This window comes from Streptomyces cahuitamycinicus (assembly GCF_002891435.1).
Taxonomy (GTDB): domain Bacteria; phylum Actinomycetota; class Actinomycetes; order Streptomycetales; family Streptomycetaceae; genus Streptomyces; species Streptomyces cahuitamycinicus.
The window spans coordinates 1-21892 of record NZ_POUC01000061.1 but is presented as its reverse complement, the minus strand read 5'-3'; the positions used below and the strand labels follow the sequence as shown (position 1 = coordinate 21892).

Sequence of the window (21892 nt, the reverse complement as noted above, 5' to 3'; positions counted from 1 at the left end):
TCTTGGAGACGGGCACGGCCGCCCGTGGGGACAAGGACGAAGAACACGAGGGGGTTTTGTCGACCCCCGACAAAACCCTAGGGCTGAAGATCTCCATCGACCAGACGCCCCAGGATCAGCGCTATCCGCAGTGTGAACGCAGAGCGTACATCGGAGGGTGACCAACCGGTGACGTCAGTCACACGTCGAAGCCGGTAGCGGACGGTGTTGGGATGGACGAACAGCATCCGGGCGGCGCCCTCCAGACTGCTCGCCTGTTCGAGATAGACGCTGAGGGTTTCCAGGAGCGCGGCCCCGGCCTCCTCCAGCGGTCTGTAGATCTCCTCCACCAGTTGGTCGCGCGCCGAGGGGTCACCGGCCATCGCCCGCTCCGGGAGCAGGTCGTCGGCCAGGACCGGGCGCGGGGCGTCCTGCCAGGCGGAACACGCCTTCAGCCCGGCCGCGGCGGCCTGTGCGGACCGGGTCGCGGCCTGCAGGTCGGGCACGACCGGGCCCGCCACGACCGGCCCGGCGGCGAACGGGCCGATGAGTGACTTGGCGACGGCCAGCGGGTTGTCGCTGCCGCCCGCGATGACGACCAGCCGGTCGCCGAGCACGCCGGTGAGCACCTGGAGCTTGGCGTGCCGGGCCGCCCGCCGTATGGCCTCGACGGTCAGTTCGCTGTCCCCGTCGGGGGCCGTCCCGAGGACCACGCACACGTGCTCCGGCGAGTTCCACCCGAGGGCGGCGGCCCGCGACACGGCCCCCTCGTCGGCCTCGCCGCTGAGGACGGCGTTCACGACCAGGGACTCCAGCCGGGCGTCCCACGCACCCCGCGCCTCGGCGGCCTGCGCGTACACCTGGGCCGTGGCGAAGGCGATCTCCCTCGCGTAGACCAGCAGGGCCTCGCGCAGCACCCGCTCGTCACCGGGGGCCGCGACCTCCTCGATCGCGCTCTCCATGACCTCGATGGTGGTGCGCACCATCTCCACGGTCTGGCGCAGCGTGATCGCCCGGGTCAGCTCCCGCGGCGCGGTGCCGAACACGTCGGTGGAGATGGCCTGCGGGGCGTCCGGACGCCGGAACCACTCGGTGAACGCGGCGATACCCGCCTGCGCGACCAGACCGATCCAGGAACGGTTCTCCGGGGGCATGGCCCGGTACCAGGGCAGCGTCTCGTCCATTCGCGCGATGGCCTGCGCGGCGAGCGATCCCGAGGACTTCTCCAGCCGCTTCAGCGTCGCGGCATGCGGATGGACGTCGTGGGCTGCGGCTTCGTTCTTACCGGTTTCGGGTTCGGGCACGGGACAAGACTGCCTTATCCGGACGGGAAGGTGGGCCGCCGGGTCTACGGTGGACTCCGTGATGGACGTGAGGCGCGCGGGCGAGCGCTACCCCGGAGGGGATTCGGCCGCAGGGATCGAGACGTGGCACGCCTTCTCCTTCGGGCCTCACTACGACCCGGACAACCTCCGTTTCGGCGCGGTGCTCGCGTGCAACGAGGAGCGGCTGGCGCCCGGGGCGGGCTTCGGCGAGCACCCGCACAGCCACACCGAGATCGTGACCTGGGTGGTGCGGGGGGAGCTGACCCACCGGGACTCCGTCGGGCACGAGTCGGTCGTGCGGCACGGAGATGTGCAGCGGCTCAGTTCGGCGGGCGGCGTGCGGCACGTGGAGCGCAACGACGGCCCGGAGCCGCTGACCTTCATCCAGATGTGGCTGGCCCCGCTCCGGCCCGGCGGCGACCCGTTCTACGAGGTCGTCCGCGGCATCGCCGACTCGACGCCCTACGCCGTCCCGGAGGCCGGCGCGATGCTGCACGTGCGGCGCCTCGGCCCCGGGGAGCGGACGGCCGTGCCGGACGGGGCGTACGCGTACGTGCACGTCGTCCGGGGGGACATCCGCCTGGACGGTGAGGAACTGGCCGCCGGCGACGCGGCCCGTATCACGGACGCCAAGGGCCTGGAGGCCGAGGCCGTGACCCGGGCGGAGCTGCTGATCTGGGAGATGGGGCAGCGTTAGGGGGCTTCTGGAGGACCATCAGAAGCCCTCTAGAGCTCGGCCCGCACCGCGTCCGTGAACGCCGGCCACGCCTCGATCGCCCACGGTCCGAACGCCCGGTCCGTCAGCGCCACGCAGGCCGCGCCCGCGTCCGGGTCGATCCACAGGAACGTTCCCGACTGCCCGAAATGCCCGAACGTGCGCGGCGAGGACGACGAGCCCGTCCAATGGGGCGACTTGGAGTCGCGGATCTCGAAGCCGAGCCCCCAGTCGTTGGGGTTCTGGTGGCCGTACCCCGGCAGGACGCCCTTGGTGCCCGGGTACTGCACGGTCATCGCCTCCGCGACCGTGCGGGGATCCAGCAGCCGCGGGGCCTGCACCTCGGCGGCGAACCGCAGCAGGTCCTCGACCGTCGACACCCCGTCCTTGGCCGGGGAGCCCTCCAGGGTCGTCGAGGTCATGCCCAGCGGTTCCAGCACGGCCTGCCGCAGGTACTCCCCGAACGGGATGTCGGTGGCCTTCGCGACATGGTCGCCCAGCTGCTCGAAGCCGGCGTTGGAGTACAGCCGCCGCTCGCCGGGCGGGGCCGTGACCCGGTGCTCGTCGAAGGCGAGGCCCGAGGTGTGCGCGAGCAGGTGCCGGACCGTCGACCCGGTGGGACCCGCGGGTTCGCCGAACTCGACGGCCCCCTCCTCGTACGCGACGAGCACGGCGTAGGCGGCCAGCGGCTTGGTCACCGACGCGAGCGGGAACCGCTGCCCGGCCGGCCCGTGGGTGCCGAGGACGGTGCCGCCCGCTCGTACGGCACCCGCCGCAGCGGTGGGAACCGGCCAGTTCTCGATCAGGGCGAGGCTCTTCAGCGACATGCGTTCGAGCCTATGCGCTCAGAGCGGGAGTTCCGGCAAGGGGTGGGGCCCGGGCCGGAACCCGTGCGGTTCACGAGTCACGGGCGCAGGACCTCCTCGGCGTCGGCGGGCCGGGCGCGACGTACAGGACTCACGAGTCCGTACGCCGACCATCCGAATCAGGAGACGTCCTGCCGATTTCTTACCGTCGGCGCTTGCTTGGAGCGCACTCCAAGGTTCTAGCGTTGGGGTCATGACGGTGATGGAGACCACGGGGACCAGGATCGACACCTGCGCCGGCACGCCGCAGCAGAACCGGCGCCCGGACGGCGACGACCACTACACGATCAGCGAGGTCGTCGCCTTCACCGGCCTGACGGCACACACCCTGCGCTGGTACGAGCGCATCGGCCTGATGCCGCACATCGACCGGTCCCACACCGGACAGCGCCGCTACACCAACCGCGACCTCGACTGGCTCGACCTCGTCGGCAAGCTCCGCCTGACGGGCATGCCGGTCGCGGACATGGTCCGGTACGCGGAACTGGTCCGCGAGGGCGACCACACCTACGGCGAGCGCTTCCAGCTGCTCAAGACGACCCGCGAGGACGTCCTGGCCAGGATCGACGAACTCCGGGGCACGCTCGCCGTGCTCGACAGGAAGATCAGTTTCTACGCGGACGCCGGGCACGGCCTGGCGTCGGAGAGGTCCCGATGACGGACGGCAGGATCACGACGGCGAAGCTCGGCGAGAACGGTCCCGAGGTGAGCGTCCAGGGCCTGGGCTGCATGGGCATGAGCTTCGGCTACGGCCCCTCGGACGCCGACGCGTCCCGCGCCACCCTGGACCGGGCGCTCGAACTGGGCGTCACCTTCTACGACACGGCCGACGCGTACGGGGCCGGTGAGAACGAGCGGTTCCTGTCGCCGTTCTTCAAGGCCCACCGCGACGAGGTCGTCATCGCGACCAAGTTCGCCCTGTCGATCCCCCCGGACGACCCCACCCGCCGGGTCATCCGCAACGACCCGCCCTACATCCGCCAGGCCGTCGAGGCGAGCCTGAAGCGTCTGGACGTCGATGCCATCGACCTCTACTACATGCACCGGCGCGATGTGAACGTGCCGATCGAGGAGAGCGTCGGCACGATGGCCGACCTGGTCCGCGAGGGCAAGGTCAAGCACCTCGGCCTGAGCGAGGTCACGGCGGACGAACTCCGGGCCGCGCACGCCGTCCACCCCATCGCCGCCGTGCAGTCGGAGTGGTCGCTGTTCAGCCGGGACATCGAGAGGCACGTCGTCCCCGCGGCCCGTGAGCTCGGCGTGGCTCTCGTCGCGTACTCACCCCTCGGCCGGGGTTTCCTCACCGGCTCCTTCACCAACGCCGAACAGGACCTGAGCGCCGGGGACTTCCGCCGCCAGCAGCCCCGCTTCACGGGCGACAACGCCACGGCGAACGCGACCCTGCTGGAGCTGATCCGCTCGGTGGCCGAGGCCCATGACGCGACCCTCGGTCAGATCGCCCTGGCCTGGACCCAGCAGCAGGCGTCGATCCACGACCTCCCGGTCGTCCCGATCCCGGGCACCCGCAAGCCCTCCCGGGTGGAGGAGAACACGGCGGCGACCAGGATCGTCCTGACCGACGAGCAACTGGACCTGCTGGACGGCATAGCGGCCCAGGTGGCGGGCAACCGCTACGCGGACATGGCGTTCACTTCGGCGGGCAGGGAGTAAGGGAGCGCCCCTTCAGGGGCGCTGGGCCGTATCGATATGCGGCTCCGCCGCGTGGGCGCGACCGGCCACATACGGCCCGCACCCGCCGGCGCGCAGCACCCCGCAGACGCTAAAGCTCCGCCAACAACTGGGCCTTTTTGACCGAAAACTCCTCATCCGTCACCAATCCGGCCTGGTGCAACTCGCCCAGGTGACGGATCCGCTCGGCGATGTCCGCGGGATCACGCCGCGGCGCGGGCACGGCGGCCACCGGACTCGACGTCCGCACCGCCGCCAACACCGCGGCAGCGAACGGCAGCGACTCGTGCACCGGCCCGTACCCGAGCCCGAACACCACCGCGGCCGGATCCTGGTCGGCCTGTGAGGCGGGCCCCGCCGTCTCGTCCCGCCGCAGCAACCGCAGATGCCCTTCGAACACCTCCGGCGAGCGCCACTCCACCCCGTTCAGTTCCCCGACGGAGAAGCTCTGGTCGCCGGCCTTCCACTTCGCCGACGACGCCCCCGTCCAGAACCACCGGAAGTTCACGGTGCGTCCGTCGAAGGTCGCCTTCCCGTCGTACGCCTTGAAGGACAACGGTCCCTCGGGCGGCTTCACGAGGAACCGGTCCGCCGGCCCGGACCCGGTCAGCAGCGTACGCAGCTCGTCGGCGTAGTACTCGGCGAGCACCTCGCGCTCGGCGGGCAGCACCAGCCGATAGGGGTCGCCGCTCTCCTTCAACTGCCCGGCGGCCGCCTCCATCAACGGGTCCGCCCCGGGGCGCGGCTCGACGCGCAGCACGACGGTGCCGCGTTTCCCGCGGGTCAGTGTCACCCCGGCGATCGCCTCCAGTGGCACACGGCGTTCCCCGAGGGCCTGGAAGAGCTTGGGTGTTCGAATCCCCCGTTCGTAGCGGATGAGCACGGAGTCGGACTCGAACTCCCAGGCGGCATGAAATCCGGCCAGTACGTCACCCATGCGGCTCATCGTATGCGGCACGCGCTCCTCCGTCCCCCTGCCGAGCAGACCGCAACTTCTTCGTCTCTACGCGCGTCAGGCCGCCGCCGTGCCGGACAAACCGGTACGGCAGACGCCGTCTTCGTGCGCGCAGTGCACCGAGCGGTATGCGCCAACGCCGATCTCTGCGAAATTGAACAAACTTGCCGTTCCGGGCTCGAAGTAGCCCGCGTGACCCTTCGCGCCGGCCGCGGACAGCACCCGCGCTCCGAACCCGGCGGACACCGGGTCGGCTCCGTGACCCAGCCCGCCGAGCTTCAGGTAGGGCACGTCCTGGATCCAGTCGTCGGAGTCCCGCATGGCCCACACCCGGGCGCCGGTCTGCAACTGGGCGGCCTTCTCGACGCGCATGCCGGGGCTGCCGGCCACCGCGATGTCGGACACCCGGCCCGGCAGCGCGGAGGCGGCCACGCCGCACACCACGGAGCCGTAGCTGTGGCAGAACAGCGAGACCGGCGAGCTGCCCGGCAGCGCCCGCACCAGCGCGTTCAGCCGTACGGCACCCTCCTCGGCACGCATCGCCGTGGCCGAGTCGATGCCGAGTCCGCTGGGCGCCGTGTAGTCCGCCCAGGCGATGACGGCCGTACGGGTCGAGGGGCTCACCTGCCGCTCCGCCGCGTACAGGGACTTGGCCATGCCGACCGGCGCCGCGTACTCGCGGTGGGTGCGCTGGAAGGTGAGCAGGTCGGTGTCGACACCGGGGACGACGACCGAGACCCGCTCCGCCTCGCGCAGGTCGCCGAAGACCTCCGCCACCCGGCCCGAGCCCTCAGGGTCGAAGGCCAGGATGTGACGGCCCTTCTCCAAGAGGTCCCCGAAGCGGTGCATCCTGCGCCCGGCCTCGTGCTGTCCTGCCGGGGTGAGGCGCTCGTCGTGCATGCGTTCCCGCTCGACCCTGCGCGCCTTCGCGAGCGCGAGATGGTTGGCGCGGTAGCGCAGCTCGACCGGCGCGCCGTTCATGTTGCCCACCGCGAGCGGGTACTTGCGCACCAGGAAGGTACGGTCCTGCTCGGTGAGCGAGGCGAAGAAGCGGGCCAGCCTCGTCGGCTCGGACTGCGGGTCCGGAAGCCGGTGCCCGCCGATCCGGCCGTGCTCCCAGGCGGTGAGCGAGGCTTGGAGCGGTGTGGCGCCCCGCTGGCTGCGCAGGGCCGTCCAGCCGGTGGTCGCCAGCATCACGAAGACGACGGCCAGGGCGAGCAGTGCGCGCCAGACGTTCAGTTGCGGGGAGGTGTCGAAGGAAGTCACTGAAAGGACACACTAGGAGAACGAGAGGGTCTCGCGTTAACCAAGTGACCGGGATCACGTTTCGGTGTATGTGCTAGGGGGATGGTTCCGCATGCCAGTTCCCGGCCAGTGCGGGACCCACTTGGTCCAGGTATGTCGTGGTCAGTTCGCGCATGCCGTCGATGCTGATGTCGTCCCCCGCGGACCACAGTCGCTCGGTGACGCGAATCACCCCGCCGAAGAGGGCGACGACGATCCGGGGCCTGGGGTCCGCGTTCACGTCGAGCCCTTCGCGCTCGGCGATGATGCACGCGAGCTGCTCCTCCAGTTCCGCCGAGCGCCGCAGATGGGCGGCGAGCAGCGCGGGCGTCGACTCGATCACCCGGTAGACGCGCAGGTGGAGCTCGATCGGCACGAGCTCCTCGACGGCCTCGTTGATCGCGTCCCAGCTCTCCAGCACGGCCCGGCGCAGCGCCTCCAGCGGCACCTCGCCCGGCGGGCGCGTGCGCAGCGCCTCGACGACGAGCGTCTCCGCGAGACGCGGCACGAAGAACGCCGTCTCCTCCTTGCCGGCGAAGTAGCGGAAGAAGGTGCGCTGCGAGACGTCCACGGCGGCGGCGATGTCGTCGACGGTCGTCTCCTCGTACCCGCGCGTGGCGAAGAGTTCCAGCGCGGCCCGCAGCAGTGCGTCCCGGGTGCGCCGCTTCTTGCGTTCGCGCAGGTTCAAAACGTGCCTCTCGTCTGAAGTGTTCTCCCAGTTCAGGCTATACGGGGATGTCGTGTCAGTTACCGACTAGTGAATCAGTTTGTCAATTGTCAGTGGCTGTCATTAGCCTCGCGGTATGACTAGTCAGACCACCATCGACACGACGGGGCCGGGGGGCAAGGAACCGGCGCCGTCCGACGCGACGCCGGGCAAGGGGCTGCGAGGGCACCCCTGGCTCACCCTCATCACCGTCGCTGTGGGGGTCATGATGGTGGCCCTCGACGGCACCATCGTGGCCATAGCCAACCCGGCGATCGGCAAGGACCTGGGGGCCTCCTGGTCGGATCTCCAGTGGATCACCAACGCCTACTTCCTCGCCCTCGCCGTCTCCCTGATCACCGCGGGCAAGCTCGGTGACCGATTCGGCCACCGGCAGACCTTCCTCATCGGTGTGGCGGGCTTCGCCGCCTCCTCGGCCGCCATCGGGCTGTCCCAGGGCATCACGGCGGTCATCGTCTTCCGCGTCTTCCAGGGCCTCTTCGGCGCCTTGCTGATGCCGGCCGCGCTCGGCCTGCTGCGGGCCACCTTCCCGGCCGAGAAGCTGAACATGGCCATCGGCATCTGGGGCATGGTCATCGGCGCGTCCACCGCCGGCGGCCCGATCCTCGGCGGCGTGCTCGTCGAGCACGTCAACTGGCAGTCCGTGTTCTTCATCAACGTGCCGGTCGGCATCCTGGCCGTCGTCCTCGGCGGGCTGATCCTGCTCGACCACCGCGCCGAGAACGCCCCGCGCTCCTTCGACCTCCTCGGCATCGTCCTGCTGTCCGGCGCGATGTTCTGCCTCGTCTGGGCCCTGATCAAGGCCCCCGAGTGGGGCTGGGGCGATGTGAAGACCTGGGCGTTCATCGTGGCCTCGGTCGTCGGCTTCGGGCTCTTCGCCGTCTGGGAGACGAAGGTGAAGGAGCCGCTGATCCCGCTGGGGCTGTTCCGCTCCGTCCCGCTGTCGGCGGGTGTCGTCCTCATGGTCCTGATGGCCATCGCCTTCATGGGCGGCCTGTTCTTCGTGACGTTCTACCTCCAGAACGTGCACGGCATGAGCCCGATCGACGCCGGTCTGCACCTGCTGCCGCTCACCGGCATGATGATCGTCGGCTCGCCGCTCGCCGGCGTGATGATCACCAAGTTCGGCCCCCGCATCCCGCTGGCCGGCGGTATGGCGTTCACCGCGATCGCCATGTACGGCATGTCCACGCTGGACGCGCACACGGCCAGCGGCGTCATGTCCGTCTGGTTCGCCCTGCTGGGCCTCGGCCTCGCGCCGGTCATGGTCGGCGCGACCGAAGTCATCGTCGGCAACGCCCCGATGGAGCTCTCCGGTGTCGCGGGCGGTCTCCAGCAGGCCGCCATGCAGATCGGCGGCAGTCTCGGTACGGCCGTGCTGGGCGCCGTGATGGCGTCCAAGGTCGACAACGAGTTCGCGGGCAACTGGGCGGACGCGGGGCTGCCGCCGCTCACTCCGGCCCAGTCCGAGCAGGCGGCGCTGGCCGTTCAGCAGGGCAGCGCCCCGGTGCCCGAGGGCACCCCCGAGCAGATCGCCGCGAAGATCACCGAGGTCGCGCACACCACGTTCATCGACGGCATGAGCCTGGCCTCCCTGACCGCCGCGGGCGTGGCGGCCGTCGCCGTGTTCGTCGCGTTCCTCACCAAGCGTGGCGAGAACGCGGAGGCCGGCGCGGGCGCGGCGCACATCTGACGCCCCCGGCGGCTTGTTCGCCTATCCGGGTGAACACAACCGCCGAACCCTCCCCTCCGGCACGCGCCGCAGGTCACAGTGGGTCAAGTCCTCCGCAGGGCATGGAGGGTGGACGCTGCGGCGCGCTGCCGGAGGGGGGCAGCGCGCAGGCAGCGGGATTGAAGCCTGGCTACGGGGTACTCGCCATGTCGTACCCGAATCGAACCCAACCGACCGAGGGTTTACGGGAGTTGATGATGGCGAGCTTCGGACAAGGTACGCGCAGGCACCCCCGCTCACGTGGCCGGACGTGGTCACGGACCGGGACGGATCGCGCGACGCTCGGACTCATCGGAGTCATCTGCGCCGTTGCAGGCTTCTTCGTGCTGGGGATCGTTCTCGGTCCCGCCGCGATGGTCTGCGGCTGGCTCGCCATGGGCCGCGCATGGTCGGGCGCACGCCCCACCGCGGCCGTGATCGCCCTGGTCCTGGGCGCCATCGACACGCTCCTGGCCATCATCTGGCTGTCCGGAGCGGCCACACCGGGCATGGGCATGCTCTGACCCGAGTGCGGCGAGGGAAGGGCCTCCGGCGACGGAACCGGGGGCCCACCTTCGTGCCCCGCGCTACTCGGCCGGGGTCCCCTTGAGTGCCGCCAACTCCCCGCGCAGCGCCCGCACCTCGTCGGCCAGCTCCCGGATCGCCTCGGTCTGGCGCCGCTCCTCGACGTCGTCCTTGTCGAACCGTGCGATGAACCAGGCGGCGATGTTCGCCGTCACCACACCGAGCAGCGCGATCCCGGACAGCATCAGCCCGACCGCCAGGATCCGCCCCAGGCCGGTGGTCGGTGCCATGTCCCCGTACCCCACGGTGGTCATCGTGGTGAACGCCCACCAGACCGCGTCCCCCAGGGTGTGGATGGAGGCACCGGGCTCGTCACGTTCCACCTCCAGCACGGCCAGCGCGCCGAAGACGAGCAGTCCCAGGCACGACCCCGCGACGTACGTGGTGACCCGTACCTGCGACGCCATCCGCGCCCGCTGCCCGGCGAGGAACAACATCGACACCAGCTTCAGCAGCCGCAGCGGCTGCGCCAGCGGCAGCACCACGGCCAGCAGCGCCAGCGGATTGCCGCGTACGAACCGCAGCCGCTCCTCGGCCAGCCACAGACGGACCAGATAGTCGGCGGCGAAGGCGGCCCACACCACCCAGTTGGTGACATGGCACGCGGTGAGCACGTCCCGCGCGGCCGTCGGCGCCACGATCGGTATGGCGTAGGCGATCGCGAACAGCACGGCCAGCGCCAGCAGCGGGCCCTGGGTGCGCCGCTCCCAGCGGGCCAGAGAGGTCGGTGCGGTCATCGGGAGCGTCATGGCAGCATCGTAGGAAACGCGTGGGGCGGCACCTGTCAGGGTGCCGCCCCACGTGAACCGCTCTCGGCGTCCTACGCGTCGCCGCCCGCCGCTCCCGGGTCGGCGGCCGACACGTCGAGCAGCTGGTACCGGTCGATGGCCTGCTTGAGCACGGAGCGGTCGACCTTGCCCTCGCGGGCCAGCTCGGTCAGCACCGCCACCACGATCGACTGCGCGTCGATGTGGAAGAAGCGCCGGGCGGCGCCCCGCGTGTCCGCGAAGCCGAAACCGTCCGCGCCGAGCGACTGGTACGTCTGCGGCACCCAGCGCGCGATCTGGTCCGGCACCGCCCGCATCCAGTCGGACACGGCCACGACCGGCCCCCGCGCGTCCGCGAGCTTGCGCGTCACGTACGGCACCCGCTGCTCCTCCTCGGGGTGCAGCAGGTTGTGCTCCTCGCAGCTCACGGCCTCGCGCCGCAGCTCGTTCCAGGACGTCGCCGACCAGACGTCCGCCTTGACGTTCCAGTCCTCGGCCAGGATCTTCTGCGCCTCGACGGCCCAGGGCAGCGCGACACCGGACGCCAGGACCTGCGCCGGCATCTCACCGGCCGTGCCCTCGCTGAACCGGTAGAGGCCCTTGAGGATGCCGTCGACGTCCACGTTGTCCGGCTCGGCGGGGTGCTGGGTGGGCTCGTTGTAGACGGTCAGGTAGTAGAAGACGTCCTCGCCGTGCGGGTGCTCCTCGGAGGAGCCGTACATCCGGCGCAGGCCGTCCTTGACGATGTGGGCGATCTCGAAGCCGAACGCCGGGTCGTAGGCGACGCAGCCCGGGTTCGTGGAGGCCAGCAGCTGCGAGTGGCCGTCCGCGTGCTGCAGGCCCTCACCGGTCAGGGTCGTACGCCCGGCGGTCGCGCCCAGGACGAAACCGCGTGCCAGCTGGTCCGCCATCTGCCAGAACTGGTCGCCGGTGCGCTGGAAACCGAACATCGAGTAGAAGACGTAGACCGGGATGAGCGGCTCGCCGTGCGTGGCGTAGGCCGAGCCGGCGGCGATCAGCGACGCGGTGCAGCCCGCCTCGGAGATGCCGTCGTGCAGCATCTGGCCGTTCGGCGCCTCCTTGTAGGCGAGCAGCAGGTCGCGGTCGACCGACTCGTACTGCTGGCCGAGCGGGTTGTAGATCTTCGCGCTCGGGAAGAAGGAGTCCATGCCGAACGTGCGGTACTCGTCCGGTGCGATCAGCACGAAGCGCTTGCCGATCTCCTTGTCCCGCATGAGGTCCTTCAGGAGCCGGACGAAGGCCATCGTCGTCGCGATGGACTGCTGACCCGAACCCTTCTTCACGGTCGCGTACGTCTTGTCCTCCGGCAGCGCCAGCGGCTTGGAGCGGATCACGCGCGTGGGGACGTAACCGCCGAGACCCTTGCGGCGGTCGTGCATGTACTGGATCTCCTCCGAGTCCCGGCCCGGGTGGTAGTACGGCGGCACGCCGGACTCCAGCTCCTTGTCCGGGATCGGCAGGTGCAGACGGTCGCGGAAGCGCTTGAGGTCGTCGACCGTCAGCTTCTTCATCTGGTGCGTGGCGTTGCGGCCCTCGAAGTTCGGGCCCAGCGTCCAGCCCTTGATCGTCTTGGCGAGGATCACCGTCGGCTGGCCCTTGTGCTCCGCGGCCGCCTTGTACGCCGCGAAGATCTTCTTGTGGTCGTGACCGCCGCGGCCCAGGTGCAGGATCTGGTCGTCGGTCATGCCCTCGACCATCGCCCGCAGCCGGTGGTCGTCACCGAAGAAGTGATCGCGGATGTAGGCGCCGGTCTCCGTGGCGTACGTCTGGAACTGTCCGTCCGGCGTGGTGTTCATCTTGTTGACCAGCACGCCGTCGCGGTCCTGGGCGAGCAGCGGGTCCCAGCTGCGGTCCCAGACCAGCTTGATCACGTTCCAGCCGGCGCCGCGGAAGATCGACTCCAGCTCCTGGATGATCTTCCCGTTGCCCCGCACCGGGCCGTCGAGGCGCTGGAGGTTGCAGTTGACGACGAACGTGAGGTTGTCCAGGCCCTCTCGGGCGGCGATGGACAGCTGGCCCAGCGACTCCGGCTCGTCCATCTCGCCGTCACCGAGGAACGCCCAGACGTGCGACTTCGAGGTGTCGGCGATCCCGCGCGCCTCCATGTAGCGGTTCATCCGCGCCTGGTAGATCGCGCCGATCGGGCCGAGGCCCATCGACACCGTCGGGAACTCCCAGAAGTCCGGCATCGAGCGTGGGTGCGGGTACGACGACAGCGCGTGCGGCGCCTTCGACTTCTCCTGGCGGAAGCCGTCCAGGTGCTTCTCGCCGAGCCGGTCCAGCAGGAAGGCGCGGGCGTAGATGCCGGGGGAGGCGTGCCCCTGGAAGAAGACCTGGTCGCCGCCGTCGCCCTCGTCCTTGCCGCGGAAGAAGTGGTTGAAGCCGACGTCGTAGAGGGAGGCGGAGGACGCGAAGGTGGCGATGTGGCCGCCGACGCCGATGCCCGGGCGCTGGGCGCGGGAGACCATCACCGCGGCGTTCCAGCGGGTGGCGTTCAGGACCTTGCGCTCGATGTCCTCGTTGCCCGGGAAGAACGGCTCGCTCTTGGTGGGGATGGTGTTGACGTAGTCCGTGCTGCGCATCTCCGGCACGGCCACACGCTTCTCGCGGGCCCGCTCGATCAGCCGCAGCATCAGATAGCGGGCCCGTTCCCGGCCGCGCGCGTCGACGGCGGCGTCCAGGGAGTCGAGCCATTCCTGGGTCTCTTCGGGATCGAAGTCAGGAACCTGACTCGGAAGGCCGCCAATGATGATCGGGTTGCGATCGGATGCGGAAGCCACGCTGTTCCTTACCTGTCAGAGGGCCTGCGAGGGCCGCTGTTTCGCTGTCGTCGCCGGGGCGTCGCCGCCGGGGGCGCGCCGCTCCCATGGTCCACCCAGGGGCCGGGAAACGTCATCTCTACCCAGCGGTAACCCAGACGTGAGATCGACTCCGTGACGTATGGGGCGAATACCTTCGAGTCTCGTACCCGCAGACGATTCCCAAACGCCCAAACGGGGCAGAAAGGTGTGGTGTGCGTCACCTCGGACCATGATGGTGTGCCTGAAGTTGCGGTGACACCGCCAGGATCGTCACCGTTTCGGCGGTCTGAACGGCCGGGTACTTGCGCGATCCGCCCCGCCCGTGTGGACTACGGCCAATGCTTCGCGCACGCGCGTGGCTGAGTTATTCCCAAAACATGATCAGGAGGCAACCCGTGAGCGCGACCGCGGACCACGCGGAGGAGCGGACGAACCCTGCCGCCAGGCTGGGGTTCCAGCCCGGGCAGGTGGTCCAGGAGATCGGCTACGACGACGACGTGGACCAGGAGCTCCGCAAGGCCATCGAGGGCATCATCGAGGCCGACCTGGTGGACGAGGACTATGACGACGTGGCCGATGCCGTTGTGCTGTGGTTCCGTGACGACGACGGCGACCTGACGGACTCGCTGGTCGATGCCACCACGTACATCGAAGAGGGCGGCGCGATCCTGCTCCTCACGCCGAAGACCGGCCGTTCGGGCTATGTGGAGCCGAGCGACATCTCGGAGGCCGCCACCACGGCGGGTCTGACGGCATCCAAGAGCGTCAGCGTCGGCAAGGACTGGAGCGGCAGCCGGCTGGCCACGCCCAAGGCCGCCAAGTCCAAGCGGTAGTCGTACGGCGGGCGGGCCGGCGTCGCCGGCCCGCCCATCGGCATGTCCTGGTGCCTGCGTAGGGTGGTCCCACCCGAAAGCATACGAAGGGACACCCACAGCGATGGCGATCCAGGCCGGCGAGAAGGCCCCTGACTTCGAGCTCAAGGACAACCACGGCAGGGCCGTGAAGCTGTCCGACTTCCGGGGTCGCAAGAATGTGGTGCTGCTCTTCTACCCCTTCGCCTTCACCGGGGTGTGCACCGGCGAGCTGTGCGAGCTGCGCGACAACCTGCCGCAGTTCTCCGACCGCGACACCGAGCTGCTCGCCGTCTCCAACGACTCCATCCACACCCTGCGCGTCTTCGCGGAGCAGGAGGGCCTGGAGTACCCGCTGCTGTCGGATTTCTGGCCGCACGGCAACGTCTCGCGGGCCTACGGCGTCTTCGACGAGGACAAGGGCTGCGCCGTGCGCGGCACCTTCGTCATCGACAAGGAGGGCGTCGTGCGGTGGACCGTCGTCAACGGCCTGCCGGACGCGCGCGACCTGAACGACTACGTGAAGGCGCTCGACTCCCTGTGACCCGGTCGGGCGGCATGCGCTCGACACCCGCCGAAATGTCGGCTCCAGGGCCTGCGAGGGGCGGGAACCCGTCACTAGGATCGACTCGTTGATCCGACATCCGAGCACAACGGGGCATCCCGCCCCTGGACACCAATGGAGGACTCGTGGGAGTCAGCCTCAGCAAGGGCGGCAACGTATCGCTGACCAAGGAGGCGCCGGGCCTGACCGCGGTCATCATCGGTCTGGGGTGGGACGTCCGCACCACGACCGGCACGGACTTCGACCTGGACGCCAGCGCGCTGCTGCTGAACAACTCCGGCAAGGTCGGCAACGACCAGCACTTCATCTTCTTCAACAACCTCAAGACCCCGGACGGCTCCGTGGAGCACACCGGTGACAACCTCACCGGTGAGGGCGAGGGCGACGACGAGCAGATCAAGGTCAACCTCGCCACCGTCCCGGCCGACGTGGAAAAGATCGTCTTCCCGGTGTCGATCTACGACGCCGAGACCCGTCAGCAGTCCTTCGGCCAGGTGCGCAACGCGTTCATCCGCGTCGTGAACCAGGCGGGCGGTGCCGAGATCGCCCGGTACGACCTGAGCGAGGACGCCTCCACCGAGACCGCCATGGTCTTCGGTGAGCTCTACCGGCACGGCGCGGAGTGGAAGTTCCGCGCCATCGGCCAGGGCTACGCCTCGGGCCTGCGCGGCATCGCTCAGGACTTCGGCGTGAACGTCTGAACCACCGAAGGGCCCCGCGAAGGGCTCTGAGGTCTTCTTGTCCGGCGCCGCACGGTTTACGTGCGGCGCCGGACGTGCAGGACCACCTCAGTGACACCACCGGGCCTGTGGCCCAAGGGGAGGGACAGCATCATGGGCGTCACGCTCGCCAAAGGGGGCAATGTCTCCTTGTCCAAGGCCGCGCCGAACCTCACTCAGGTGCTGGTCGGGCTCGGCTGGGACGCGCGCTCCACCACCGGAGCGCCCTTCGACCTCGACGCCAGCGCTCTGATGTGCAGCAGCGGGCGCGTGCTCGGGGACGAGTACTTCGTCTTCTACAACCAGCTCAAGAGCCCGGACGGCTCGGTCGAGCACACCGGCGACAACCTCACCGGCGAGGGCGACGGAGACGACGAGTCGCTCCTGATCGACCTGCCCAAGGTGCCGCCGGGGTGCGACAAGATCGTGTTCCCCGTCTCGATCCACATGGCCGACGAGCGCGGCCAGACCTTCGGCCAGGTCAGCAACGCCTTCATCCGCGTGGTCAACCAGGCCGACGGCCAGGAACTCGCCCGCTACGACCTCAGCGAGGACGCCTCCACGGAGACCGCGATGATCTTCGGTGAGCTCTATCGCTATCAGGGCGAGTGGAAGTTCAGGGCCGTGGGGCAGGGGTACGCGTCGGGGCTGCGGGGCATCGCACTGGACTTCGGGGTCAACGTCTCATAACGCGCGTTATGAGCAAAAACCGGGGCCCAGTGGGGTGCTGAGGGGGGACGACTAGACTTCGGCTTCAAAGTTTCGTAAAGCCGGGTACGGCGCGGGGGAGCCCCGTACACACACGATTGGGTAGCCAGTGGTTCTGAAAACCTTCGGGTGGTCGTTCGCGGTCACCGCGCTCGGCCTGGTCGCAGCGATCTTCTACGGAGGGTGGACCGCGTTCGGTGTCGTTGCGATCCTGTCCGTCCTCGAGATCTCGCTGTCCTTCGACAATGCGGTGGTCAACGCCGGGATTCTGAAGAAGATGAGTGCCTTCTGGCAGAAAATCTTCCTCACCATCGGCATCCTGATCGCCGTCTTCGGCATGCGGCTCGTCTTCCCTGTCGTGATCGTCGCCCTCAGCGCACAGCTAGGGCCGATCGAGGCCGTCGACCTCGCGCTCACCGACAAGGACCAGTACCAGCAGTACGTCACCGACGCCCACCCGTCGATCGCCGCCTTCGGCGGCATGTTCCTGCTGATGATCTTCCTGGACTTCATCTTCGAGGACCGGGACATCAAGTGGCTCAAGTGGCTCGAGCGGCCGCTGGCCAAGCTCGGCAAGGTCGACATGCTGTCGGTCTGCATCGCGCTGATCGTCCTGCTCGTCTCGGCGATGACCTTCGCGACCCAGGCCCACCAGCACGGCGGCACGCACGTCGACAAGGCGGAGACGGTTCTGCTCGCCGGTATCGGCGGCCTGATCACCTACATGATCGTCGGCGGTCTCTCCGGCTACTTCGAGGACAAGCTCGAAGAGGAGGAGGAACGCGAGCACGAGGCGGAGGAAGCGGCCGTCCGTTCCGGCAAGCCCCGCTCCGCGGTCGTCGTCGCCGGCAAGGCCGCGTTCTTCATGTTCCTCTACCTCGAGGTCCTGGACGCGTCCTTCTCCTTCGACGGCGTCATCGGCGCCTTCGCCATCACCAACGACATCGTCATGATGGCCCTCGGTCTCGGCATCGGCGCCATGTACGTCCGGTCGCTGACGGTCTACCTGGTCCGCCAGGGCACCCTCGACGACTACGTCTACCTGGAGCACGGCGCGCACTACGCGATCGGCGCGCTCGCCATGATCCTGCTCGTCACCATCCGGTACGAGATCAACGAGTTCATCACCGGCTCCGTCGGCGTGATCCTGATCGCCTGGTCCTTCTGGTCCTCCGTCCGCCGCAACCGCGCCATCGCGGCGGCCGAAGGGGACGCCGGATCGGACTCGAAGACTGAGGTCTCGTCCGGGGTGTGACACCCCTCCGGGTGAGGAACGCTCTGTGCGGGGCGGCCACCGAGGACTCCTCGGCGGCCGCCCCGTCGGTCGTCATGGGCCGTGGGTACGGTGATGACCTGCGGTCTCCGAGTGAACGTGGGGGCGGAATGGGCCTGTTCGACGGACTTCGGCGTGGGCGTGAGGCGCAGTTCGACTCGGGCGACGCGTCGACGAACGCGATCGAGCTGACCAAGCGGCGCGCACAGATATCACTGACCAAACAGGGCGCGGCCACCGGCCATCTGCGCGTCAACCTCAGCTGGCGGATGCGCACCTCCGACTTCGGCGGTTCCCAGCGCGAGAGCCTGCTGCGCCATCCCCTCCGGGCCCTGAAGCCCCCCGAGGTCGTCGGCCACAGCCAGAGCATGGTCAACGTCGACCTCGACCTCGGCTGCCTCTACGAACTCCAGGACGGCAGCAAGGGCGTCGTCCAGCCCCTCGGCGGCTACTTCGGGGAAACCAACGCCGCGCCCTACGTCAAGCTCAGCGGCGACGACCGCTTCGGCTCCGCGTCCGGCGAGACGATGTACATCAACCTCGACCACCGCGACGACATCAAGCGGCTGCTGGTGTTCGTCTACATCTACGACCAGACGCCCGCCTTCGACCGCGCCCACGCCATCGTCACCCTCTACCCGAGCAACGGCCCCCGCATCGAGATCCACCTGGACGAACGCCAGCCGCAGGCCCGCTCCTGCGCCGTCGTCATGATCGAGAAGGTGAAGAACGAGATCATCGTCCGCCGCGAGGCGAAGTTCGTCTACGGCTTCCAGGCCGAGCTCGACCGCTTGTACGGGTGGGGTCTGCAGTGGGGGCGCGGATACAAGACCAAAGTCGGCCGCTGACCGCGGAGCCCCGAGGGGCCCCGCCCCGGAGCTCTGCTCAGCGCCCGACGAACTGCGGGCCCTGCGGGGGCAGCCCGAAGTCCGGGTCGGGGGCCGCGGTGACCGGCGGCGGGTAGCCGTAGCCGGTCTGCGCCACCGCGGCACCCGCCGCTGCCGGTGCCTGGGGGTAGCCGTACGCGGGCCGGCCGGTGGTCTGCGGGTAGCCGTAGGCCGGCTGCGTCGCCGGCGGCTGCTGCGGATATCCGTAGCCGGGCCGGCCGGGCGCCGCGGTCGGCTGCTCCGGAGGCAGCGGCACGGAGACCTCGGGGGGCTGCTGGGCGGTGCCCGCCGTCGTCGGCTGCGCGGCCGTGTTCGTGGTGGGGGGCGCGGGGACCGTCGTGGTCGCCGCCTCCGCCTCCGCCTCCGCCTCCGACTCGTCCACCGAGATGCCGAAGTCGGTCGCGAGCCCCTTCAGCCCGTTCGAGTAGCCCTCGCCCAGCGCCCGGAACTTCCAGCCCTCCCCGCGCCGGTACAGCTCACCGCAGATCAGCGCGGTCTCCTCGCCCGTCTCCGGCGTGACGTCGAAATACGCCAGCGCCTCGGCGTCGGTGTCCGCCGCGTCGTACAGCAGGATGCGCAGCTCCCGCACGCGGTCGAACGTCACGCCGTCCGCCGATGCGACCAGCAGAATCCGGCCGACCTCGGACTCGACACCGGTGAGATCCGTCTGGATCGTGTCGGTCAGGCCCTCGGCGACCCGCTTCTTGCCGAGCCGCCACACCTTCCCGGCAGGGTGCCGGGGCTGGTTGTAGAAGACGAAGTCCTCGTCGGAGCGCACACGACCCTCGGGGCCGAGGAGCAGCGCGGAGGCGTCGACGTCCGGAACCCCCTGCCCGGGTGTCCAGCGCAGCACGGCGCGTACCGTGGTGGCTTCCAGCGGGACGTTCGACCCCTTCAGCATGGCGTGCGTCATGCGGTCATCCTGCCCTCTCGGTCCTGCTCACGACAACGCGGGGGCCGCGGTCACGAGCGGCGCCGACGGCCGTCGCGGACTACCGTCGTCATGGCCGGGCCTGGCTGTGCTTGCCCGCGTTACCTGAAATTCATGCGTCATGGGAACCTCTGACATGGACATCTACGTACTATTACCGGCCAGCTTTCGACGATTCGCAGGCCGCACCATCACGACGGGGGAGTTTCATGCGTCATTTCGGGCACATCGCCCCTGAGGTGCGGAAGCGTCTCTTCTTCCGCGAGCCGTGCGTGTTCACCCCGGGCTCGCCGGCCCGTCTGCTCTCGGTCGGCCTGGGCGCCACGCTGTACAGCCCGGCCACTCGGCCGCGTCTGGCCGACGACGTCCTCAAGCAGGCCGGGCGCGGTGTGGTCTCGATGGTGCTGTGCCTGGAGGACTCGATCGACGACGCGGACGTCGGCCCCGGCGAGGAGAACCTCGTCCGCCAGATCACCGCCCTCGACGACCTGCCGGACGCCGACCCGCCGCTGTTGTTCATCCGGGTCCGCGCCCCCGAACAGATCCCCGACCTGGTACGCCGCCTCGGCCCCGCTGCCCGGCTGCTGTCCGGATTCGTCCTGCCCAAGTTCACCGAGGAACGCGGCATCCCCTTCCTGGAAGCCCTGGCCACCGCCGAGGCCGAAAGCGGCCGTCGTCTTTTCGCCATGCCCGTGCTCGAGTCCCCGGAGCTGCTCTACCGGGAATCGCGCGTGGAGACCCTGGAGGGCATCTCCCGGGCCGTCGACAAGTACCGCGACCGCGTCCTCGCCCTGCGCCTCGGCGTGACGGACTTCTGCTCCTCCTACGGACTGCGCAGAGGCCCCGACATGACGGCCTACGACGTGCAGATCGTCGCCTCCGTGATCGCCGACGTGGTGAACATGCTGGGCCGCGCCGACGGCACCGGCTTCACCGTCACCGGGCCGGTGTGGGAGTACTTCCGGGTCCAGGAGCGCATGTTCAAGCCGCTGCTGCGGCAGAGCCCCTTCCTGGAGGTGCAGGCCGCGGAACTGCGCGAGAAGCTGATTGAGCACGCCATGGACGGCCTGCTGAGGGAGATCTCCCTGGACCACGCCAACGGACTGCTGGGCAAGACCTGCATCCACCCCTCGCACGTGCTGCCGGTGCACGCACTGTCGGTCGTCAGCCATGAGGAGTTCACGGACGCCCAGGACATCCTGCGCCCCGAGCGCGGCGGCGGGGGTGTGCTGAGATCGGCGTACACGAACAAGATGAACGAGGTGAAGCCGCACCGGGCCTGGGCCGAGCGGACACTGCTGCGTGCCGAGGTTTTCGGCGTGGCGAACCAGGACATCGGCTTCGTGGAACTGCTGGCGGCGGGGCTGCCGGGCTGACCGCACGGCTTCCGAGGATTCGAAGGGTTCATGGAAAAGGCAGTGAACGAGGGGGAGCACCGCGAGGTGCGCGACGATGCGTCGGCCGGGCCGGCCGACGCGACCGGCGGGGCCTGGTCCGGCAGCTGGGTCGCCGAGCGGCTCGGCGTCGAGCTCGCCGGTGACGGCCGGCTGACCGGCCTGCTGGGGCTGGCGCTGCGCCGCAACCCCAAGCGGGCCCACCTGCTGGTGTCGAACGTCCTGGGCAAGCACGTACCGCAGTCGCCGTCCGTCGTGTACGGCTACGGAGTCGAGCTCGGCCGCCGGGTGCGTGACCTGCTGGGCGACGACGAGGCCCGCAGGGCCGTCGTGCTCGGGTACGCCGAGACCGCGACCGGCCTCGGCCACAGTGTCGCCGACGGGCTGGGCCTCGCCCCCTACCTGCACTCCACCCGCCGCCCGGTCGCCGGTGTCGCCCAGGCCGGCGGTTTCGAGGAGTCCCACTCCCACGCGACCTCGCACCTGCTGCTGCCGGAGGACCGGGCGCTGCTCACCGGCGACGGGCCGCTGGTCCTGGTCGACGACGAGTTCTCCACCGGGAACACGGTGCTGAACACCGTCCGTGATCTTCATGGGCGGTATCCGCGGCGGCGGTACGTCGTGGTGGCGCTGGTGGACATGCGGTCCGCCGCCGACGCGGGGCGGCTGGAGGAGTTCGCCCGCGAGATCGGTGCGCGGGTCGACCTCGTGGCAGCGGCCTCGGGCACGGTACGGCTGCCCGAGGGGGTGCTGGAGAAGGGGCAGGAGCTGGTGGCGCGGTACGAGGCAGAGCATGCCCCGAACAGCGGCGTTGCCGTCGAAGCCGACCAGGAGGGCGACTCCTCAGGGGCGCGGGGAACCGCGCGACAAGCCCCCACCGGCCCGCAGCCGGACTACGACCGCATCGACCTTTACTGGCCCGCCGACCTGCCGGACGGCGCCCGGCACGGGTTCACGCCCTCCCACCGCGCCCGGCTGGAAGCCGCCCTGCCCGCGATGGCGGCCCGGATCGCCGAGGCCTTGCCTCACCACGCCCGCCGCGTCCACATCCTCGGCTTCGAAGAGCTGATGTACGCCCCGCTCAGGCTCGCCCGCGAGCTGGAGCGGACCACCGGCATCGAGGTCCGCTACTCCACCAC

21 protein-coding genes are annotated in these 21892 nt (G+C 69.6%); 13 read left to right on the top strand and 8 right to left on the bottom strand.

The features are described from left to right. Positions 1 to 77: 77 nt before the first annotated feature. Complete coding sequence (gene fasR, locus C1J00_RS11460; RefSeq protein WP_102908936.1) at positions 78 to 1283, bottom strand: fatty acid biosynthesis transcriptional regulator FasR; 1206 nt, start codon at positions 1281 to 1283, stop codon at positions 78 to 80. Between the two features lie 61 nt (positions 1284 to 1344). Between fasR and C1J00_RS11455 the strand changes: the two genes are divergently transcribed. Further along, a complete protein-coding gene (locus tag C1J00_RS11455; RefSeq protein WP_102908945.1) occupies positions 1345 to 2001 on the top strand; it encodes a pirin family protein in 657 nt (218 codons plus the stop codon). Between the two features lie 29 nt (positions 2002 to 2030). On the opposite strand, the gene C1J00_RS11450 is transcribed toward C1J00_RS11455, so the two are convergent. Beyond that, complete coding sequence (locus C1J00_RS11450; protein WP_102908935.1) at positions 2031 to 2846, bottom strand: serine hydrolase domain-containing protein; 816 nt, start codon at positions 2844 to 2846, stop codon at positions 2031 to 2033. A 232-nt stretch (positions 2847 to 3078) separates the two neighbouring features. On the opposite strand from C1J00_RS11450, the gene C1J00_RS11445 reads away from it, so the two are divergent. Both C1J00_RS11445 and C1J00_RS11440 read left to right on the top strand, forming a co-directional pair. Further along, complete coding sequence (locus tag C1J00_RS11445) at positions 3079 to 3543, top strand: MerR family transcriptional regulator (protein WP_102908934.1); 465 nt, start codon at positions 3079 to 3081, stop codon at positions 3541 to 3543. Continuing rightward, entirely contained in the window at positions 3540 to 4556 is a 1017-nt protein-coding gene (locus C1J00_RS11440) for an aldo/keto reductase (RefSeq protein WP_102908933.1), read from the top strand. The genes C1J00_RS11445 and C1J00_RS11440 overlap by 4 nt, the downstream gene beginning before the upstream one ends. Positions 4557 to 4665: 109 nt before the next feature. Here C1J00_RS11440 and C1J00_RS11435 read toward each other — a convergent pair whose 3' ends face one another. From C1J00_RS11435 to C1J00_RS11425, 3 genes are all read right to left on the bottom strand, one after another. Continuing rightward, the gene (locus tag C1J00_RS11435) at positions 4666 to 5520 is read right to left on the bottom strand and encodes a DUF4429 domain-containing protein (RefSeq protein ID WP_102908932.1); all 855 of its coding nucleotides are present in this window, start codon (positions 5518 to 5520) and stop codon (positions 4666 to 4668) included. Positions 5521 to 5586: 66 nt separating this feature from the next. Then, complete coding sequence (locus tag C1J00_RS11430; RefSeq protein WP_102908931.1) at positions 5587 to 6795, bottom strand: alpha/beta hydrolase; 1209 nt, start codon at positions 6793 to 6795, stop codon at positions 5587 to 5589. 73 nt (positions 6796 to 6868) lie between these two features. Continuing rightward, a complete protein-coding gene (locus C1J00_RS11425) occupies positions 6869 to 7501 on the bottom strand; it encodes a TetR family transcriptional regulator (RefSeq protein WP_245936307.1) in 633 nt (210 codons plus the stop codon). A gap of 115 nt (positions 7502 to 7616) precedes the next feature. Here C1J00_RS11425 and C1J00_RS11420 point away from each other — a divergent pair, with 115 nt between their 5' ends. Together C1J00_RS11420 and C1J00_RS11415 are read left to right on the top strand one after the other, a co-directional pair. Then, positions 7617 to 9233 carry an MFS transporter gene (locus C1J00_RS11420; protein WP_102908929.1) on the top strand — a complete coding sequence of 539 codons (1617 nt, stop codon included), beginning with the start codon at positions 7617 to 7619 and terminating at the stop codon, positions 9231 to 9233. 233 nt (positions 9234 to 9466) lie between these two features. After that, positions 9467 to 9775, top strand: coding sequence for a small hydrophobic protein (locus tag C1J00_RS11415; RefSeq protein WP_102908928.1), 309 nt, complete (start codon positions 9467 to 9469; stop codon positions 9773 to 9775). A 63-nt stretch (positions 9776 to 9838) separates the two neighbouring features. Here C1J00_RS11415 and C1J00_RS11410 read toward each other — a convergent pair whose 3' ends face one another. Both C1J00_RS11410 and aceE read right to left on the bottom strand, forming a co-directional pair. After that, positions 9839 to 10585 (bottom strand): potassium channel family protein, encoded by a 747-nt coding sequence (locus tag C1J00_RS11410; protein WP_102908927.1) that lies wholly within the window; start codon positions 10583 to 10585, stop codon positions 9839 to 9841. Between the two features lie 71 nt (positions 10586 to 10656). Beyond that, positions 10657 to 13404 (bottom strand): pyruvate dehydrogenase (acetyl-transferring), homodimeric type, encoded by a 2748-nt coding sequence (gene aceE / locus C1J00_RS11405; RefSeq protein WP_102908926.1) that lies wholly within the window; start codon positions 13402 to 13404, stop codon positions 10657 to 10659. A gap of 416 nt (positions 13405 to 13820) precedes the next feature. Between aceE and C1J00_RS11400 the strand changes: the two genes are divergently transcribed. From C1J00_RS11400 to C1J00_RS11375, 6 genes are all read left to right on the top strand, one after another. Further along, positions 13821 to 14258 carry a DUF3052 domain-containing protein gene (locus C1J00_RS11400; protein ID WP_031104104.1) on the top strand — a complete coding sequence of 146 codons (438 nt, stop codon included), beginning with the start codon at positions 13821 to 13823 and terminating at the stop codon, positions 14256 to 14258. Between the two features lie 103 nt (positions 14259 to 14361). Then, positions 14362 to 14820, top strand: a complete 459-nt coding sequence (locus C1J00_RS11395; protein ID WP_102908925.1) for a peroxiredoxin — start codon at positions 14362 to 14364, stop codon at positions 14818 to 14820. Positions 14821 to 14966: 146 nt separating this feature from the next. Continuing rightward, positions 14967 to 15542 carry a TerD family protein gene (locus C1J00_RS11390; RefSeq protein WP_031131329.1) on the top strand — a complete coding sequence of 192 codons (576 nt, stop codon included), beginning with the start codon at positions 14967 to 14969 and terminating at the stop codon, positions 15540 to 15542. 132 nt (positions 15543 to 15674) lie between these two features. Next, positions 15675 to 16250 (top strand): TerD family protein, encoded by a 576-nt coding sequence (locus tag C1J00_RS11385; RefSeq protein ID WP_102908924.1) that lies wholly within the window; start codon positions 15675 to 15677, stop codon positions 16248 to 16250. Positions 16251 to 16377: 127 nt separating this feature from the next. After that, positions 16378 to 17523, top strand: a complete 1146-nt coding sequence (locus tag C1J00_RS11380; protein WP_102908923.1) for a DUF475 domain-containing protein — start codon at positions 16378 to 16380, stop codon at positions 17521 to 17523. A 128-nt stretch (positions 17524 to 17651) separates the two neighbouring features. Further along, positions 17652 to 18389 carry a TerD family protein gene (locus C1J00_RS11375; RefSeq protein WP_102908922.1) on the top strand — a complete coding sequence of 246 codons (738 nt, stop codon included), beginning with the start codon at positions 17652 to 17654 and terminating at the stop codon, positions 18387 to 18389. Between the two features lie 37 nt (positions 18390 to 18426). Here C1J00_RS11375 and C1J00_RS11370 read toward each other — a convergent pair whose 3' ends face one another. Beyond that, positions 18427 to 19341 (bottom strand): TerD family protein, encoded by a 915-nt coding sequence (locus tag C1J00_RS11370; protein WP_102908921.1) that lies wholly within the window; start codon positions 19339 to 19341, stop codon positions 18427 to 18429. A gap of 227 nt (positions 19342 to 19568) precedes the next feature. Here C1J00_RS11370 and C1J00_RS11365 point away from each other — a divergent pair, with 227 nt between their 5' ends. Together C1J00_RS11365 and C1J00_RS11360 are read left to right on the top strand one after the other, a co-directional pair. After that, positions 19569 to 20735, top strand: a complete 1167-nt coding sequence (locus C1J00_RS11365) for an HpcH/HpaI aldolase/citrate lyase family protein (RefSeq protein ID WP_102908920.1) — start codon at positions 19569 to 19571, stop codon at positions 20733 to 20735. A 30-nt stretch (positions 20736 to 20765) separates the two neighbouring features. Beyond that, positions 20766 to 21892, top strand: a 1127-nt coding sequence (locus tag C1J00_RS11360) for a phosphoribosyltransferase domain-containing protein (protein WP_180989506.1), incomplete at its 3' end; no start/stop codon positions are given.

Coding starts and splice junctions, on each gene's coding strand:
- C1J00_RS11375 (WP_102908922.1), top strand. CDS start 17,652: ATGGGCCTGTTCGACGGACTTCGGCGTGGGCGTGAGGCGCAGTTCGAC.
- C1J00_RS11435 (WP_102908932.1), bottom strand. CDS start 5,520: ATGAGCCGCATGGGTGACGTACTGGCCGGATTTCATGCCGCCTGGGAG.
- C1J00_RS11440 (WP_102908933.1), top strand. CDS start 3,540: ATGACGGACGGCAGGATCACGACGGCGAAGCTCGGCGAGAACGGTCCC.
- C1J00_RS11395 (WP_102908925.1), top strand. CDS start 14,362: ATGGCGATCCAGGCCGGCGAGAAGGCCCCTGACTTCGAGCTCAAGGAC.
- C1J00_RS11415 (WP_102908928.1), top strand. CDS start 9,467: ATGATGGCGAGCTTCGGACAAGGTACGCGCAGGCACCCCCGCTCACGT.
- C1J00_RS11370 (WP_102908921.1), bottom strand. CDS start 19,341: ATGACGCACGCCATGCTGAAGGGGTCGAACGTCCCGCTGGAAGCCACC.
- C1J00_RS11410 (WP_102908927.1), bottom strand. CDS start 10,585: ATGACGCTCCCGATGACCGCACCGACCTCTCTGGCCCGCTGGGAGCGG.
- C1J00_RS11385 (WP_102908924.1), top strand. CDS start 15,675: ATGGGCGTCACGCTCGCCAAAGGGGGCAATGTCTCCTTGTCCAAGGCC.
- C1J00_RS11445 (WP_102908934.1), top strand. CDS start 3,079: ATGACGGTGATGGAGACCACGGGGACCAGGATCGACACCTGCGCCGGC.
- C1J00_RS11365 (WP_102908920.1), top strand. CDS start 19,569: ATGCGTCATTTCGGGCACATCGCCCCTGAGGTGCGGAAGCGTCTCTTC.
- C1J00_RS11450 (WP_102908935.1), bottom strand. CDS start 2,846: ATGTCGCTGAAGAGCCTCGCCCTGATCGAGAACTGGCCGGTTCCCACC.
- C1J00_RS11455 (WP_102908945.1), top strand. CDS start 1,345: ATGGACGTGAGGCGCGCGGGCGAGCGCTACCCCGGAGGGGATTCGGCC.
- C1J00_RS11420 (WP_102908929.1), top strand. CDS start 7,617: ATGACTAGTCAGACCACCATCGACACGACGGGGCCGGGGGGCAAGGAA.